Genomic DNA, 16783 nt, shown 5'->3' on the forward strand with positions numbered 1-16783 from the left:
ACTGTGGGCCGCGGCGGAAACGTCGCGGCCCACAGGTGTTGGAAACGTGCCGGATTGACCATGCGGAGCACAGCCGGCCGGCTAGGCAGCTCTCCGGCTGCTAGGCGAAGTAATCGCGCAGCCGCGCCATGCCCTCGGCTAGCTCCGCATCGGAAAGCGCGTAGGAGAAGCGCAGGAAGCCGCCCACCCCGAAGGCTTCCCCGGGCACCGCGGCCACATTAATATCACTCAGGAGCTGATCGGCCAGCTCCAGGGAGCTCGTGGCGCGGCGGGGGCCCGCCCCGCCCAGCAGGCCTGCGACGTCGGCAAAAACATAGAAGGCGCCATCCGGGGGCGCGACCTCCACCCCGTCAATACTGGCCAGTTCGCTCACGATGCGGCCGCGGCGGCGCGCGAAGCCCTCGCGCATTTCCTCGATGCGGTCGCGCAGGCCGGTGAGCGCGGCGATGGTGGCCCGCTGCGCCACGTTATTGACGTTCCCGGTCAGATGCGAATGCACCCGCTTGACCGCGGCCATCACATCCGCCGGGCCGTAGAGCCACCCAACCCGCCAACCCGTCATCGCGAAGGACTTCGAAACCCCGCCGATCACCAGGGCTTGCTGGGCCAGCTCGGGCACTTCGGCCAGCGGGTAGGCGGTGCGCACGCCGTCGTAGGTGAGGTGTTCGTAAATTTCATCGACCACCAGCCAAATCCCGTGCTCAAGGGCCCAAGCGCCGATAGCGCGCACTTCCGCGGCGCTGTAGACCGCGCCGGTCGGATTGGTGGGCGAGCACAGCAGCAGCGCCTTCGTTTTCTCGGTGCGGGCGGCCTCAAGCTGCTCCACGCTCACCTTGAAGCCCTGCGCCGGGGGCGCGTACACCTCGGTGACGGTACCGCCGAAGAGCTTAATGACTTCCGGGTAGGTCACCCAGTAGGGGGAGGGGAGGAGCACATTATCGCCCGGGTCGATGAGCGCCGCCCACGCTTCGAAATTGGCCTGTTTCGCGCCATTAGTAACGACGACGCAGCTCGGGTCAATCCGCACCCCGGCATCGAAAGCGACTTTGGCGCAAATCGCCTCGCGCAGCTCCGGCAAGCCGTTGGGATCGGAGTATTTGTGATTACGGATATCGCCGGTGGCGGCAGCCGCGGCGGCAACAATATGATCCGGGGTGGGGAAATCCGGTTCCCCGGCCCCGAAGGAAATAATGGGGCGGCCGGCGGCCCGCAGTTCACGCTGGCGGGCATCCACCGCGAGGGTGGCGGAGGGAGCAAGGGCTTCCAGGCGCGCGGAAACGCGGCGCGGGGTATGGGGGCTCGGTGTAGTACTCACCCTCCCATTAAACACTGTCCCGGCCGAGGCTGTGACCTTTCTCCAAGGGAAGGTGCGGAAGTGGACGGCCGGGGCGTTATCGACTATGCTATTCCGGGTATGACGGCCTCGCGGTCGTGATACTCCAACGTCCACCTGGCGGCCGGAGCTCGCGGAGCACCCCGGTTTCAGGCATAATGGTGGAGTTGCCAACCTAGGGTAGTGGCGCAATTGGTAGCGCATCGGTCTCCAAAACCGGCGGTTGGGGGTTCGAGTCCCTCCTACCCTGCTCCTGCCCCGCCAATACTGACGGGGCATTGTTACGACGAGGAAAAGGACGCACTGTGAAGGAAGTTGCAGCATCCAAGTCCTCCAAGGGCGCTGCGGAGAAGAAGGGCTTCTTTGCCCGGCTCGCGCAGTTCTTCCACGAAATCTTCGGTGAATTGAAGCGCGTCCAGCGCCCCTCCCGGGAGGAACTGGGGCAGCTGTTCACCACGGTGGTGCTCTTCATCCTCGCCGTGATGGTCTTTATCGGAATCTTCGATCTTATTTTCGGTCGCGCCACCGTCTGGATCTTCGGGTAGGTCCAGAACCAGGGCCGGCCCCAAGAACAGTGAGGGAACAGCGTGTCTGAGAACAATACCGCGCACGACGATCTTTTTATGGAACCGGGTGCAAGCGCGCCCGCTGAGGAGGCTGCTCCCAGCGCGGATTCCCTCACCGATACCACCACCCCGGAAAGCGTAGCCGCGGAAGAAACCGCGGATGCTGCGCCCGGTGAGGAAACCGCTCCGGCTTCCTCCAAGAAGGGCAAGAAGAAGGACGGCATCGTCACCGAAGAAGAGGTGCGGGCCAAGCTCAAGGGCCTGGAAGGCCGCTGGTACGTTCTCCACACGTACTCCGGTTACGAAAAGCGCGTCAAGCAGGACTTGGAAGTCCGCCTTGTCTCCATGAACATGGAGGACTACATCTTCCAGATCGAAGTCCCCATGGAAGAAGTCTTCGAAGTGCGCCGCGGGCAGCGCAAGCTGGTATCGCGGGTGCGCATGCCCGGATACGTGCTCATTCGCATGAACCTCACCGATGATTCCTGGCGCGTGGTGCAATCCACCAATGGCGTGACCGGTTTCGTAGGCAATGGCCGTACCCCGGTGGCCCTCACCTTTGATGAGGTTGTCACCATGCTGACCCCGGTGGTGGAAGCCGCCGCGGCAGATGAGGCACGCGCCGCGGGTCTGCCCACCGGCGCCACTCCGGAAACCATCGCTCCCTTCGAAGTGGGCGATCCGGTCACCCTCACCGCCGAACCGTGGGCCGGAATGCCGGCCACCGTCTCGGAAATCGACGCGGAAAACCAGCGCCTCACCGTGATGATGACGCTCGTCGGTCAGGAAACCCCGGTGGAGCTCTCCTTCGCCCAGGTGCGCAAGGAAGACTAAGTTCCACGTGGCAGCTGCGGCGTCGTCGTACTTCCGTAAACCGGCGCACGCATAGACGTAAGAGCGCAGAAACGCGAGCACGGCGGCAACGCAGGCTCGTATCTCGCGCAATTCAACACAAGCTCCGCGGTGTGTCTCACACAGGCGGGGCTTTGTGCATCGCTCACTTTCCCGTAATATAGATAGGCGTGCCGTCGCTAGCCATTGCGACGGCTGTTCAATGAGAAAAGGACCAGATATGGCACCGAAGAAGAAGGTTGCAGGCTTCATTAAGCTACAGATTCCTGCCGGCCAGGCCACCCCGGCCCCGCCGGTTGGTCCGGCTCTCGGTCAGCACGGCGTGAACATTGTTGAGTTCACGAAGGCGTACAACGCCGCGACCGAATCCCAGCGCGGAAACATCGTCCCGGTGGAAATCACCGTCTACGAAGACCGCACATTTGATTTCGTTCTCAAGACCCCGCCGGCGGCGCAGCTCATCAAGAAGGCTGCCGGGGTGCAGAAGGGTTCGCCCACTCCGCACACCCAGAAGGTTGGGCACCTCACGGCCGATCAGCTTCGCGAAATCGCGAAGATCAAGGAGCCGGACCTCAATGCGAATGACATTGACAACGCCGCCCGCATCATCGCCGGCACCGCCCGCTCCATGGGCATCACCTCGGACGCTATCTAAATAGCGCGTGCTGGAAGGCGGCAGCGCCGTCGTTCCACCGCAATCTGAGACCACAACGTAACCGGAGCTAAGAGCATCGAGCAACCGCGCTCTTAGCATCCGCAGGTTCCCGAGTGGAACCGTGGAAGGGCCACGCAGGCTCGTTGACCACACCTGCACTAAAGGAGAAGCAGAAATGGCAAAGCGCTCGAAGGCATACCGCGCCGCAGCAGAAAAGATTGCGCCCGGTGTGCTCTACACCCCCGTGGAGGCAATGCGCCTCGCGAAGGAAACGTCGGTGACGAAGTTTGACGCAACCGTGGAAGTTGTGTTCCGTCTCGGCGTGGATCCGCGTAAGGCGGATCAGATGGTTCGCGGTACCGTGAGCCTGCCCAATGGCACCGGCAAGACCGCCCGGGTGATCGTCTTCGCCCAGGGCGAGCGTGCCCAGCAGGCTATTGACGCCGGCGCGGACGAAGTTGGCGGCGACGAACTCATTGAACGCGTTGCCGGCGGCTGGACCGATTTCGATTCGGCTGTGGCCACCCCGGATATGATGGGCAAGGTCGGCCGCCTCGGCCGCGTGCTCGGCCCCCGCGGCCTCATGCCGAACCCCAAGACGGGCACCGTCACCATGGACGTGGCGAAGGCCGTCAGCGATATCAAGGGCGGGCGTATCGAATTCCGCGTGGACAAGAACTCCAACCTGCCCTTCATCATCGGCAACACCTCCTTCACCGAGCAGCAGCTCCTGGAGAACTACGCTGCCGCCTACGAGGAGATCATGCGTCTCAAGCCCTCCTCCTCGAAGGGCCGCTACATCCTCAAGGCCACCGTGTCCACCACGATGGGCCCCGGCATCCCGATTGATGCCACCAAGACTCGCGCCGAAGCCTAAGGGCCGGTTGGCGATTAAGCGGATATACGCGTAACGCGAAGGGCGGGGATCCTCAGGGGTCTCCGCCCTTTGTTATATGTACGGCGGTTCGCGTATCTGCGCGCATACCTGGCTGTGACGGGCCCGCGCGTTCCGCGGGCTTTGGGCGCGCGCGTTCCGCCGTTTTTTCTTGTCGTAACCGTGCTTTAGGCTAGAGCCGTGACTTTCCATCCGCGTGTACGTGACGCTTTGCTCGCCTGCCTCCTCATGCTGCTCTGCCTAGGGTGGGCGGCGTGGGCCTTTGCGCACAACCCGTCCATCAACCCGGTGGGGGAGTGGACCTACCTGGACTACTCCCTCAAGGCATCCAGCGGCACCGTCCCCGCCCCCGGGGATGTGATGGCCCCGCAGGCCCGGCAGGCGTGGGCTTGCCATGCCCCGGCCGGCACCGCCATCACTCCACCACCCTGCGATACCTGGGATCAGGTGGCCCCGGCAGATTGGCCCTATCGCGCGGAAAACTACAATGCTTTCCACCCGCCCCTGTATTTTTTGGTCGACGGCGCCATCGCGCGCCTGGGTGGCCTGTCGGGATTGAGCTTCCTCACGGGCGCCCGCCTGGGTTCGGCGGTGCTGGTAGCCGCCGGTGTGGGGCTTTTCTACGCCGCGCTGCGCGCCTGGCGCTTGAGTCCGGCGGTGTCCTTCGCCGCGGCGCTGTTCTTCCTGGCGGTGCCCTCGGTGGCGGCCAGCGCCACCATGGTGCATAACGACGCCGTGGGCCCGCTGGCCGGCGCGGCCGCGGTATGGCTGAGCGCGCGCATCGTGGTAGGTAAGAAAACCGGCTGGGTGCTGCCCGCGTTGATAACCGCGGCTATCTGCCTCTCCCGGGTCATTTCTATTACCGGAATTTTGGCAATTCTGGTGCCGGTCACCTTGGCGATTTGTTGGCCGGGCCTGGTGGGCTTCGGGCGGGTGCAGCGGCGCCCCCTCGCGGTGCTGCTCGGTACCCAGGTGCTTACGGTGGCCGCCTGCTACCTGGGCTGGGATGCTATCCAGGGCGCCCGTACCCCGGAAGGCTACGTGCCGGCCATCAACGCGATTTCCACCTCCCCGGTCAGCGAAGCCAGTACCGGGCGCCTCCTTCTCAGCCTTCTCAATCCTTATGGCCTGACCAATCCCGGGGCTAAGTACCACTTCTCCCCGGAGCTCATCTCCGCTTCCACCCAGATCTGGGGCACGGTGGCTTACGGGATTCTCTTGGCCGGGCCGCTCCTCGCCCTGGTGGCGGGGCTGCGCTCGGTGCGCGGGCGGGTGCTCGGTCTATCGGGCGCTACCGGGCCCCTTATTGTGGGCGTGGTGGTCCAGGCGCGGGAAATTATCAACGGCGGCCTTTACTTCCGTTCCATTCCGCGCCGCTACGGGATCGCCAATGTGGCCGGGGCGCTGGCCGCTATCGCCCACCTGGCAGACCGGCCTATCTGGCGCGGTGTGCTCATGGGGGCCGGGGCGCTGGGGTACCTGTGTTTGCTCGCCGGGCCGGTGCTGGCGTAGCTGCGCCGTCGTACCTATATGGACGGGGCCGGCACACGCTATATGTACGCCTTCAGTGCGTGTGTCGGACCGCCGGCGGGGCACGGGCCGGAAGTGGATCTTCGCGGAGGGCCACCTATCCGCGCCCGTGAGGCAAGCCACGCGGAACGGCCTTGGCGTGGCCGCGCGAAAACGATAGACTAACCGATGCCAAAGACCGCAGGTTCCAACGGGATCAAACTCGCACCGCGAGGCCAGCGCAGGTAAGAACAGAGCTGAATGTTGCCGTGCTCACGGCAGGTCATCCAAGCCCCGTGCCTTACCGCGCGGGGCTTTTTCGTTGCCGATCCTGCGGGTAAGACCGGAAGGAGGCCCCATGGCACGGACCGATAAGTCTGCAGCGATTGCGGAACTCAAGGAGCTCTTCGAGAACTCCACCGCTGTGCTGTTTACTGAGTACCGTGGCCTGACGGTCGGCCAGATGAAAGATCTGCGCCGGTCGTTCCAGGGTGGAGCTGTCTACAAGGTCGCCAAGAACACCCTTCTTGATATCGCCGCGAAGCAGGCCGGAGTCGAGGTAGCGGAGGGGACCTTCCAGGGTCCGACCGCCGTTGCTTTCGTTACCGGTGAAGCTCCGGAAGCCGCGAAGGCCCTCAAGACCTTCGCCAAGGAGAACGAAGCCCTTATCCTCAAGGGCGGCGTGATGGACGGTGCCCAGCTGTCCGCAGACGACGTCAAGCAGCTCGCGGAACTCGAATCCCGCGAAGTCCTGCTGGCCAAGTCCGCCGGTGTTCTCAAGGCGCTCATGTACCAGGCAGCGTACGTACTCAACGCGCCGGCCACCAAGGCCGTTCGCACCATCGACGCCTTGCGCGCCAAGCAGGAAGCGGCTGCGTAGCCACTTCCACCTCGGAATATCACGGGTATCGAATAGCGACTATCACGGATATTTCGGAGTTTTCGCGGCTCGGCATACGCGTCGCGGAGCGGCCCCCAGCCGCGCACCCAGTTAGATCTGCACGGCAGGTACTTCTGCCCATCAGATAGAGTCTGCTCGCTAGAGCGGAAAGGAAGGCCATCATGGCTAAGCTCTCGACCGAAGAGCTCATTGCAGCTTTCAAGGAGCTCACCCTCGTTGAGCTCAACGATTTCGTCAAGGCGTTCGAAGAGGAATTCGACGTTGAAGCCGCGGCTCCCGTTGCCGCCGTTGCCGCTCCGGCCGCTGCCGGTGGCGACGCCGGTGCTGCCGCCGAAGAGAAGTCCGACTTCGATGTTGTTATCGAAGCCGCTGGCGACAAGAAGGTTGCGGTCATCAAGGAAGTCCGCGCCCTCACCTCCCTCGGCCTCAAGGAAGCCAAGGACCTCGTGGACTCGGCTCCCAAGGCCGTCCTCGAAGGTGTGGACAAGGACACCGCCGAAAAGGCCAAGGAAGCCCTCGAGGGCGCCGGCGCCACCGTTACCCTCAAGTAACACGGCACGCCGAAAACTCGGCTAGTCGGCTGAACAATCAGCCATCGGAGCGCGGGCTTCATGCCCGCGCTCCACTCCACAAGCGGATACGCCCCGGCGTATCCGCTTGTTTGGTTTCCGGGCTGTGAGGCTCTGCGATGCGGGCCGTCCGGCGCCCTGCTGGATCGCAAAGTGGTACTGGAGCTACAGTCAATCCCCGATTTCCTGTCGTGGAGTACCACTTTGTAAGGCCCGATGTTCTCCAGTACCACTTTGTCGCAAAGGTACGCAAGAAGGTTGTAGCCGGCTACACTGGCACGAGTGAGCATCGGCGCATAGGCGGATGCAAAGCCGGAGACAGGGCCGGGAACGGAGAGCAGCTCGCCCCGGAAACGAGCCGGAAACGCCCCGGAAGCGCCCCGGATACAAACTCAACGATGATAACGAAGACGAACGTGAAGATGACGCAGGAAACAACGACGAATCACAGCTCCGAATCGCCCCAGGAGCAAAACCCGAAGCAAAGCCCGAACCAGTGCTCAAGCGAAGCCCTGAGCTGGCGCCCCCTCACCCCGAGCGACATCCCGGCCTGGGCTGCGCTGGGCGCCGCGGATCCCTCCCTGCTTCACTCCGCCACAGAGCGTGATCTGCGCGATTTCCTCGCCAATCCTGAGGTCGATCCGGCCACCGAAACCCTCGCGCTGTACCGCGGGGAACACCTCCTCGCCGGAGCCACGGTGTCCACGATGGGCGACGTCGACCAAGATGATGACCTCGATATTTATATTGGCTATGCCTGCCCGGACCTCACGTACCTCCCCGAACTCCTCCGCCGCTGCGAGCAGCTCGCCATCGGGCTCGCCGAACGCTCCGAAACCCGCTACTCCGGGCTGTCGGTGCAGGTAGCGCGCGATGATGACGCAGAAGAAACCAACGCGGCGCTGGGGGAGCTCGGCTACCGCCTCACCCGAAAATACGAAGTGATGCGCCGCCCGGCCGCGCAAATCCCCGCCGTCCACATTGATGGCGTGACCTTCCGCGCCCCCACCCTCGCTGACGAAGAGCCGCTGCGCCTCGCCCACGCCGAAGCTTTCCGTGACCACTACGGGCGTTACGATTACGACGCCGCATCCTGGCACTCCTTCCTCACCGGGTGGCGCATGCGCCTGGACTGCTCCGTCGTGGCGCTCAGCGAAGAAACCGGCGCGGTGGTGGGCTACGCGCTCGCCAATGACTACGGCACCGAGCTCTATATCGAATACCTCGGCTCGCTGCGAGCCGTGCGTGGGCGCGGGGTGGGCGGCCAACTCGTGGATCGTGTCATCACCAATGCGGCGCGGGCCGGGTATGCCACCGTTGGCCTAGACGTTGATACCCATAGCTCCACCGGGGCCGGCCGGCTGTACACCGCCCACGGGTTTGAAGGCTACTGCGCCGAGGTGACCCTCGAAAAACGCTTGCGCTAGGGGAGGTGACCACGCGGGGCTGCGGCGTCGTCGTGCTACTAGAACGCCCCGCGCAACGGTACCCCGGCGCACGCAAGCTCGCCACCCGGCCCGGGCCGCGCCACATACGCACGCACCCGCAGACCTGCGCGAACACCCCGCGCAACGGTGCCCCGGCGCGCCCGCACTTGCATGTACGCCGTTCTTGTGCGAAAGTACTTTCGGACGATGAAGTTCAGCTGAGATACCGGCACCGCCAAGCGCTGGTATCCCTATGTGTGACCCCTCGCATAGGCCTGGGGTCTTGGTTCTTGCCGTTAAAACGTGTAGTGTAGAAACTTGCGTTGACACTCCTATGCCCTTGATCACCTCCGCAGCGCTTTTCGGCGTGATATCGCGGTTTTCGGTGAGGGTGACTGGATTGTCCTTCTGCCAGATTCGTCAGGGAAGGATCCACTTTGGCTGCTTCGCGCACATACTCGCTCGCTGCACATAACGGCAAGCCGGTTGTTGACCGCGTATCTTTCGCGAAAATCCATGAACCACTGCAAGTGCCGAATTTGCTCGGCCTCCAAACCGATAGTTTCGGTTGGCTGATCGGCTCGGATAAATGGGTCGCGGAAAACCCCGGCGTTCAGTCCGGGCTCGAAGAAATCTTCGAAGAAATTTCCCCGATCGAAAATGCCGCGCAAACCATGGGCCTGGTGCTCTCCGCCCCGCATCTCGAGGAACCGAAGTACTCCATCCTCGAATGCCGCGAACGTGACCTCACCTATTCGGCCCCCCTGTACGTCACCGCGGAATTCCAGAACTACGAAACGGGCGAAATCAAGTCGCAGACCACCTTCATTGGCGACTTCCCACTCATGACGGACCGCGGTACCTTCATCGTGAACGGTACCGAGCGTGTGGTGGTGTCCCAGCTGGTGCGTTCCCCGGGCGTGTACTTCGAGCGCACCGCGGATAAGACCTCCGATAAGGACATTTACAACACCAAGGTGATTCCCTCCCGCGGTGCCTGGCTGGAATTCGAAATCGATAAGCGCGATGCGGTGGGCGTGCGCGTGGACCGCAAGCGCAAGCAGTCCGTGACCGTCTTCCTCAAGGCCCTGGGCATGACGGAATCGGAAATTCGCGAAACCTTCTCCGAATTCCCCATCCTCATTGACACCCTGGAAAAGGACACCGTCCACAACCAGGAAGAAGCCCTGCAGGATCTCTACCGCAAGCTGCGCCCGGGCGAACCGCCCACGGCGGAAGCGGGCCGTACCCTGCTCAATAACTTCTACTTCAACCCCAAGCGGTACGACACCGCGAAGGTGGGGCGCTACAAGATCAACAAGAAGCTGGGCCTGCCGGAAGATAACACCGCCCGCCAGCTCACGCTCACGGATATCACCGCGGCGCTGCGCTACCTGCTCGCCCTCCACCAGGGCATGGATCGCATGGGGGAGGACGGCGAATTCCCGACCATCCTGTGCGCCGAAGGTGCCACCCCGGTGCGCGTGAGCACCGATGATATTGACAACTTCTCCAACCGGCGCGTGCGCGCGGTCGGTGAGCTCATCCAGAACCAGGTTCGCACCGGTTTGGCGCGCCTGGACCGGATGGTGCGCGAACGCATGACCACTCAGGAAGTGGAAGCGATTACGCCCTCCTCGCTCATCAATATCCGCCCGATTGTTGCCGCGATTAAGGAGTTCTTCGGAACGTCCCAGCTTTCGCAGTTCATGGATCAGAACAACCCGCTGGCGGGCCTGACCCACAAGCGCCGCCTCTCGGCCCTCGGTCCGGGCGGTCTGTCCCGTGATCGCGCGGGCATGGAAGTGCGCGACGTGCACCCCTCGCACTACGGGCGCATGTGCCCCATCGAAACTCCGGAAGGTCCGAACATCGGCTTGATCGGTTCGCTGGCCTCCTTCGCGCAGATTAATTCCTTCGGCTTCATCGAAACGCCCTACCGGCGCGTGGTCGATGGCCGGGTCACGAATGAGATCGATTACCTCCAGGCCGGCGACGAAGATAACCACAATATCGCCCAGGCCGAAGCGCCCATCGATGCGGACGGCCACTTCCTGGAAGAAGAAGCGCTCGTGCGCGTACCGGGCGGCGAACCGGCCCTCGTTCCGGTGGACGAAATCGATTACATGGACGTGTCCGCGCGCCAGATGGTTTCCATCGGTACCGGCATGATTCCTTTCCTCGAGCACGACGACGCCAACCGCGCCCTCATGGGTGCGAATATGCAGCGCCAGGCCGTGCCGCTCATCCGCCCGGTTTCCCCGTACGTGGGTACCGGCTGGGAGATGCGTTGCGCGGTTGACTCCGGTGACGTGACGGTGGCCGCGGCCCCCGGCGTGGTCACCGAAGTGGATGCCGACGCCGTGCACGTGGAGCAGGACGACGGCCGCCACGTTATCTACAAGATGTCCAAGTTCGAGCGTTCCAACCCCGGCAACTGCATTAACCAGCGTGTGGTTGTTTCCGCTGGGGACCGCCTGGAAGCGGGAACTCTTATTGCCGACGGCGCAGCTACCGAAGGTGGCGAACTCGCGCTGGGGCAGAACTTGCTCGTTGCCTTCATGTCCTGGAATGGCTACAACTACGAGGACGCCATCATCCTCTCCGAGCGCTGCGTGCGCGATGACCTCCTCACTTCGATCCATATCGAGGAACACGAGGTCGATGCGCGTGATACCAAGCTCGGCCCGGAGGAAATCACCCGCGATATCCCCAACGTGTCCGAGGAAATGCTCTCGCATCTCGATGATCACGGGATTATTCGCATCGGCGCGGAAGTGCGCGCCGGCGATATCATCGTGGGCAAGATTACCCCCAAGGGTGAAACAGAACTCACCAGCGAAGAGCGCCTGCTGCGCGCCATCTTCGGGGAAAAGGCCAAGGAAGTGCGCGATACCTCGCTGCGCGTCCCGCACGGCGAATCCGGCATCGTCATCGATATCCGCCAGTTCGATAAGGAAAATAACGACGAACTGCCCTCGGATGTTAATGAGACCGTTCGCGTGTACATCGCCCAGCGCCGCAAGATCACGGTGGGCGATAAGATGGCCGGCCGCCACGGAAATAAGGGTGTTATCTCCCGCATTCTTCCGGTGGAAGATATGCCCTTCATGGAAGACGGCACCCCGGTTGATATCATCCTCAACCCGCTGGGCGTTCCCGGCCGTATGAACCTCGGTCAGGTGTACGAACTGCACCTGGGCTGGGTCGCTTCCCGCGGTTGGGATGCCAGCGCCGCCCGGGAAGCGGGCGAAGAATGGGCCCTGCGCCTGCCCGAAAATACCGTCAAGGCCGCTCCGGGTACCCGGGTTGCCACCCCGGTATTCGACGGCCTCCAGGCCGATGAGCTGGACGGACTGCTCCAGTCCACCCTCCCGGATGCGGAAGGCCACACCCTGGTCAATCGCTTCGGCAAGGCTCGGCTCTTCGACGGGCGCACCGGCGATCCCTTCCCGGATCCGGTCTCGGTTGGCTACATGTACATGCTCAAGCTGCACCACCTCGTGGATGATAAGATCCACGCCCGGTCCACCGGTCCGTACTCGATGGTGACCCAGCAGCCCCTGGGCGGTAAGGCACAATTCGGCGGCCAGCGCTTCGGCGAAATGGAAGTGTGGGCCCTGGAAGCTTACGGTGCCGCGCACACCCTGCAGGAAATGCTCACGATCAAGTCCGACGACACCGTAGGCCGTGTCAAGGTGTACGAAGCCATCGTTAAGGGCGATAACGTCCCCGAAGCTGGTATTCCGGAATCCTTCAAGGTTCTTATGCAGGAAATGCGGTCGCTGTGCCTGAATGTGGCAGCTCTCGATGCATCCGGTCAGGTCATTGACCTCCAGGATGCGGAAGAAGATCGCATGCGCGCTGCGGCCGGCCCTGAGGAGCCCGTGCTGCAGACCGGTCTGGAGGATCTGTCCACCGGAGCCGACTTCTAAACTCTCAAATCTTCTTAGTGGCGCACAACATCGGAAGTAGGAATCTTGCTCGACGTTAATCGTTTTGACCAGCTCCACATTGGTCTGGCAACCTCGGATGATATCCGTGCCTGGTCGCACGGTGAGGTGAAGAAGCCGGAAACTATCAACTACCGCACCCTCAAGCCGGAAAAGGACGGCCTGTTCGGCGAACAGATCTTCGGGCCTACCCGCGATTGGGAATGTGCCTGCGGTAAGTACAAGCGGCCGCGGTTCAAGGGCATCGTCTGCGAACGCTGCGGCGTGGAAGTCACCCGCTCGAAGGTGCGGCGCGAACGGATGGGCCATATTGAGCTCGCCGCTCCCGTCACCCATATTTGGTACTTCAAGGGCGTGCCCTCGCGCCTGGGCTACCTCCTGGACGTAGCCCCCAAGGACCTCGAAAAGGTCATCTACTTCGCCGCCTATATGGTGACCGAAGTTGATGAAGAGGCCCGCCGCGCGGATATGCCCACCCTCCAGTCCGAATACGAACTGGAGCGCCGCGCCCTGGAAAAGAACCGGGATGTTGCCCTCGAAAACCGCCAGAAAGAGCAAGAAAAGGAGCTCGCGCAGGCGGAAAAAGATGGCGCCACCGATTCCCAGAAGCAGAAGATCAAGCGCGCGACCGATAACGACCTCGCCAAGATCCGCAAGAATACAGAGCGTGAACTCGAGCGCCTGGAAACCATGTGGGATCGCTTCACCAAGCTCAAGGTGGGGGATCTGGAAGGCGATGAAGACCTCTACCGCGAAATGGACGCGCACTACGGCGACTACTTCAAGGCCGCCCGCGGTGCGGAAGCGATCCAGGCCCGGCTGCGTTCCTTCGATCTGCAGGCCGAACATGACCGCCTCGTGGAGGTCATCGAATCGGGTACCGCCCAGCGCAAGGCTCGCGCCCTCAAGCGCATCAAGGTGGTCAACGCCTTCCTGCACTCGGATACCAAGCCCGAATCGATGGTGCTTGATGCCCTCCCGGTGATCCCGCCGGACCTGCGCCCCATGGTGCAGCTGGACGGTGGCCGCTTCGCGACCTCCGATCTCAACGACCTCTACCGCCGCGTGATCAACCGGAATAACCGCCTCAAGCGCATGCTGGACCTGGGCGCCCCGGAAATCATGGTCAATAACGAAAAGCGCATGCTCCAGGAATCCGTGGACGCGCTCTTCGATAACGGCCGGCGCGGGCGCCCGGTGCAGGGCGCGGGCAACCGCCCCCTCAAGTCGCTCTCCGATATGCTCAAGGGCAAGCAGGGCCGCTTCCGCCAGAACCTGCTGGGTAAGCGCGTGGACTACTCGGGCCGCTCCGTGATCGTGGTGGGCCCGACCATGAAACTGCACCAGTGCGGGCTGCCGCGTGTGATGGCCCTCGAACTGTTCAAGCCCTTCGTGCAAAAGCGCCTGGTGGACCTGGAAATCGCCAAGAATATCAAGGCGTCCAAGCGTTTCATCGACCGCCAGCGCCCCGAAGTGTGGGACGTTCTCGAAGAGGTTATGCGCGAGCACCCGGTGCTCCTCAACCGCGCACCTACCCTGCACCGCCTGGGCATTCAGGCCTTCGAGCCGCTCATGATTGAAGGCAAGGCGATCCGTCTGCACCCGCTGGTGTGCTCCGCCTTCAACGCGGACTTCGACGGCGACCAGATGGCCGTGCACCTCCCGCTTTCCGTGGAAGCCCAGGCCGAGGCGCGCATCCTCATGCTCTCCTCGAATAACATTCTCAAGCCCTCCGACGGGCGCCCCGTGACCATGCCTTCGCAGGACATGGTGATCGGGCTGTTCTACCTGACATCTCAGGTCGACGGCGCCACCGGGGAAGGCCGCTACTTCACCTCCATTGATGAAGCGCAGATGGCCTATGACATGGGCAGTCTTGACCTCAATGCGAAGGTGAAGATTCGTTTCGAAGCGGACGTTGTTCCCCCGCGCGGCTGGAAGGCCCCGGAGAACTTCGAAGAAGGCGACCGGCTGCTGCTGGAAACCACCCTGGGCCGGGCGATCTTTAATGATTCGCTCCCGGTGGACTTCCCCTACGTCAATGAGACTGTCGATAAGAAGGTACTCGGCGGGATCGTCAATCGGCTAGCCGAACGCTACGAGAAGGTCTACGTAGCCGCCTCGCTGGACGCCCTGAAATCAGCTGGTTTCTACTGGGCCGGGCGCAGCGGCGCCACCATTGCGGTATCGGACGTCGTCGTACCCGAATCGAAGCCGGAAATTTTGGCGGAAGCCGAAAAGAAGGCCGCGGTTATCGAAAACCAGTTCCTCACCGGCCGTATCGAGGACGAGGATCGCCGCCGCGACCTCGTGGACCTCTGGTCGGAAGTGACGGATGCGATTGCCGTGGAGATGCGCGAAAACTTCACCGCGGATAACACCGTCAATCGCATGGTGTCCTCCGGGGCGCGCGGTAACTGGGAACAGGTCCGCCAGATCGCGGGTATGCGCGGCCTGGTGGCCGACCCGAAAGGCGCGATTATTCCCCGCCCGATTACCTCGAATTACCGCGAGGGCCTCTCGGTTCTGGAATACTTCGTGGCAACCCACGGTGCCCGCAAGGGCCTGGCGGATACCGCGCTCCGTACCGCCGACTCTGGGTACCTCACCCGCCGTCTCGTGGACGTGGCCCAGGATGTTATCGTGCGCGAATCCGATTGCGGAACCAGCCGCGGCCTGACCAAGACCATCGCGGAAAAGGGCGCCGACGGCACCCTCATTCCCGATCCGCAGCTGGATACCTCCGTGTACGCTCGCACTCTTGCCAAGGATGTTGTATCCGAGGATGGCGAGGTGCTGGCGGCTGCCGGAACCGATCTGGGCGATGCGATTATTGAGCATCTCATTGAGAATGGCGTGACTCAGGTTTCGGTGCGTTCCGTGCTGACCTGCCAGTCGCGCACCGGTACCTGCGCCAAGTGCTACGGGCGCTCCATGGCCACCGGCAAGCTCGTGGATATCGGCGAAGCGGTGGGTATCGTGGCCGCCCAGTCCATTGGTGAACCGGGTACCCAGCTGACGATGCGTACCTTCCACACCGGTGGTTCGGCCTCCGCGGACGACATCACCCAGGGTCTTCCCCGTGTGCAGGAACTCTTCGAAGCCCGTACCCCGAAGGGCGAGGCCCCGATCGCGGAAGCGGCCGGCATCCTCCAGATCGAGGACGGGGAGCGCGTACGTCGCCTCATTATTCAGCGCGACGACGCCGAAGAGGACCTTGTCTACCAGGTCTCCAAGCGAGCCAAGCTCTTCGTTCCCGAAGGTGGCCACGTCAACGTTGGTCAGCAGCTCGTGGAAGGTAGCGTGGACCCCAAGAAGGTGCTGCGTATTTCCGGGCGCCGGGTGGCCCAGGAACATATCGTTTCCGAAGTGCAGGCGGTGTACCGCTCCCAGGGCGTGGAAATCCACGACAAGCACATCGAGGTCATCGTGCGCCAGATGCTGCGCCGTATTACCGTGCTGGAAGCCGGAACCACGAAGCTGCTCCCGGGCGAACTCGTGGATGTGGCGCGCTTTGAAGATGAGAACCGCGCGGCGATGGCCGAAGGTGGCAAGCCCGCCTCCGGGCGCCCCGAGCTCATGGGTATTACCAAGGCCTCCCTGGCCACGGATTCCTGGCTCTCGGCGGCCTCCTTCCAGGAGACCACCCGCGTTCTCACCGAGGCCGCGCTCAATTCCAAGTCCGATCCGCTCGAGGGCCTGAAGGAAAACGTTATCCTCGGTAAGCTCATCCCGGCCGGTACCGGCCTGGAGACGATGCGCTCGGCCAAGATCGAACCGACTGCCGAAGCTCGGGTGGAGTTCGAAAAGAACAACGGCTTCGCCGCCACCGATTTCGATATGTTCGATGACACCTTCCCGTATACCGACTTCCAAGAGTTCGATCTCGGAGCCGGCTACGGAATGTTCTCCTAAATAAGTTCCCCGGTAGCGGGGGAGTTCCCAGCGGGGCGGCCACGGTGTGGCCGCCCCGCTGCGGCGTCGTCGTAAAAAGAAGTGCCGGGGCGGGCCCGTAGCCCGTGTGTTTCCTAACACCTCAGCCCGCGAAGCTTTGACGGCTCCTCGCATTAACCGCTATTCTTGTTTAGGTTGCCTGTTTGCGGGTCTGTTGTGGCGGCCCTCG

The 16783-nt window shown here is 62.9% G+C and carries 11 protein-coding genes and 1 tRNA gene; 11 read left to right on the top strand and 1 reads right to left on the bottom strand.

All coding sequences use genetic code 11. From position 1 onward, the window contains the following. Positions 1-100: 100 nt before the first annotated feature. Positions 101-1315 carry a pyridoxal phosphate-dependent aminotransferase gene (locus ACRQDJ_RS02250; protein WP_435717758.1) on the bottom strand — a complete coding sequence of 405 codons (1215 nt, stop codon included), beginning with the start codon at positions 1313-1315 and terminating at the stop codon, positions 101-103. Positions 1316-1510: 195 nt separating this feature from the next. Between ACRQDJ_RS02250 and ACRQDJ_RS02255 the strand changes: the two genes are divergently transcribed. The 11 genes from ACRQDJ_RS02255 to ACRQDJ_RS02305 all read left to right on the top strand — a co-directional run bounded on the left by ACRQDJ_RS02255 (position 1511) and on the right by ACRQDJ_RS02305 (position 16575). After that, a tRNA-Trp gene (locus ACRQDJ_RS02255) sits at positions 1511-1583 on the top strand. Positions 1584-1638: 55 nt separating this feature from the next. Next, positions 1639-1878 (top strand): preprotein translocase subunit SecE, encoded by a 240-nt coding sequence (gene secE, locus ACRQDJ_RS02260; protein ID WP_016443121.1) that lies wholly within the window; start codon positions 1639-1641, stop codon positions 1876-1878. Positions 1879-1920: 42 nt separating this feature from the next. After that, positions 1921-2733, top strand: a complete 813-nt coding sequence (gene nusG / locus ACRQDJ_RS02265; protein WP_284904087.1) for a transcription termination/antitermination protein NusG — start codon at positions 1921-1923, stop codon at positions 2731-2733. A gap of 238 nt (positions 2734-2971) precedes the next feature. After that, positions 2972-3406 (top strand): 50S ribosomal protein L11, encoded by a 435-nt coding sequence (gene rplK / locus ACRQDJ_RS02270; protein WP_016443119.1) that lies wholly within the window; start codon positions 2972-2974, stop codon positions 3404-3406. 175 nt (positions 3407-3581) lie between these two features. After that, entirely contained in the window at positions 3582-4283 is a 702-nt protein-coding gene (gene rplA / locus ACRQDJ_RS02275; RefSeq protein ID WP_284904086.1) for a 50S ribosomal protein L1, read from the top strand. A 198-nt stretch (positions 4284-4481) separates the two neighbouring features. Then, a complete protein-coding gene (locus ACRQDJ_RS02280; protein ID WP_284904085.1) occupies positions 4482-5813 on the top strand; it encodes a glycosyltransferase family protein in 1332 nt (443 codons plus the stop codon). Positions 5814-6168: 355 nt separating this feature from the next. Then, positions 6169-6690, top strand: a complete 522-nt coding sequence (rplJ, locus tag ACRQDJ_RS02285) for a 50S ribosomal protein L10 (RefSeq protein WP_026428294.1) — start codon at positions 6169-6171, stop codon at positions 6688-6690. 182 nt (positions 6691-6872) lie between these two features. Then, positions 6873-7262 carry a 50S ribosomal protein L7/L12 gene (gene rplL / locus ACRQDJ_RS02290; protein ID WP_026428293.1) on the top strand — a complete coding sequence of 130 codons (390 nt, stop codon included), beginning with the start codon at positions 6873-6875 and terminating at the stop codon, positions 7260-7262. A gap of 416 nt (positions 7263-7678) precedes the next feature. Next, positions 7679-8707: a GNAT family N-acetyltransferase gene (locus ACRQDJ_RS02295; protein ID WP_284904084.1), complete on the top strand. Its 1029-nt coding sequence runs from the start codon at positions 7679-7681 to the stop codon at positions 8705-8707. 437 nt (positions 8708-9144) lie between these two features. Continuing rightward, positions 9145-12642: a DNA-directed RNA polymerase subunit beta gene (gene rpoB / locus ACRQDJ_RS02300; RefSeq protein WP_284904083.1), complete on the top strand. Its 3498-nt coding sequence runs from the start codon at positions 9145-9147 to the stop codon at positions 12640-12642. Between the two features lie 45 nt (positions 12643-12687). Then, on the top strand, positions 12688-16575 hold the full coding sequence (locus tag ACRQDJ_RS02305) for a DNA-directed RNA polymerase subunit beta' (protein ID WP_435717759.1): 3888 nt from the start codon (positions 12688-12690) through the stop codon (positions 16573-16575). The last annotated feature ends 208 nt before the right edge of the window (positions 16576-16783 follow it).

This window comes from Actinotignum urematis (assembly GCF_051264595.1).
Lineage (GTDB): Bacteria > Actinomycetota > Actinomycetes > Actinomycetales > Actinomycetaceae > Actinotignum > Actinotignum timonense_A.

Coding starts and splice junctions, on each gene's coding strand:
- rplK (WP_016443119.1), top strand. CDS start 2,972: ATGGCACCGAAGAAGAAGGTTGCAGGCTTCATTAAGCTACAGATTCCT.
- rplA (WP_284904086.1), top strand. CDS start 3,582: ATGGCAAAGCGCTCGAAGGCATACCGCGCCGCAGCAGAAAAGATTGCG.
- rplJ (WP_026428294.1), top strand. CDS start 6,169: ATGGCACGGACCGATAAGTCTGCAGCGATTGCGGAACTCAAGGAGCTC.
- rplL (WP_026428293.1), top strand. CDS start 6,873: ATGGCTAAGCTCTCGACCGAAGAGCTCATTGCAGCTTTCAAGGAGCTC.
- ACRQDJ_RS02295 (WP_284904084.1), top strand. CDS start 7,679: ATGATAACGAAGACGAACGTGAAGATGACGCAGGAAACAACGACGAAT.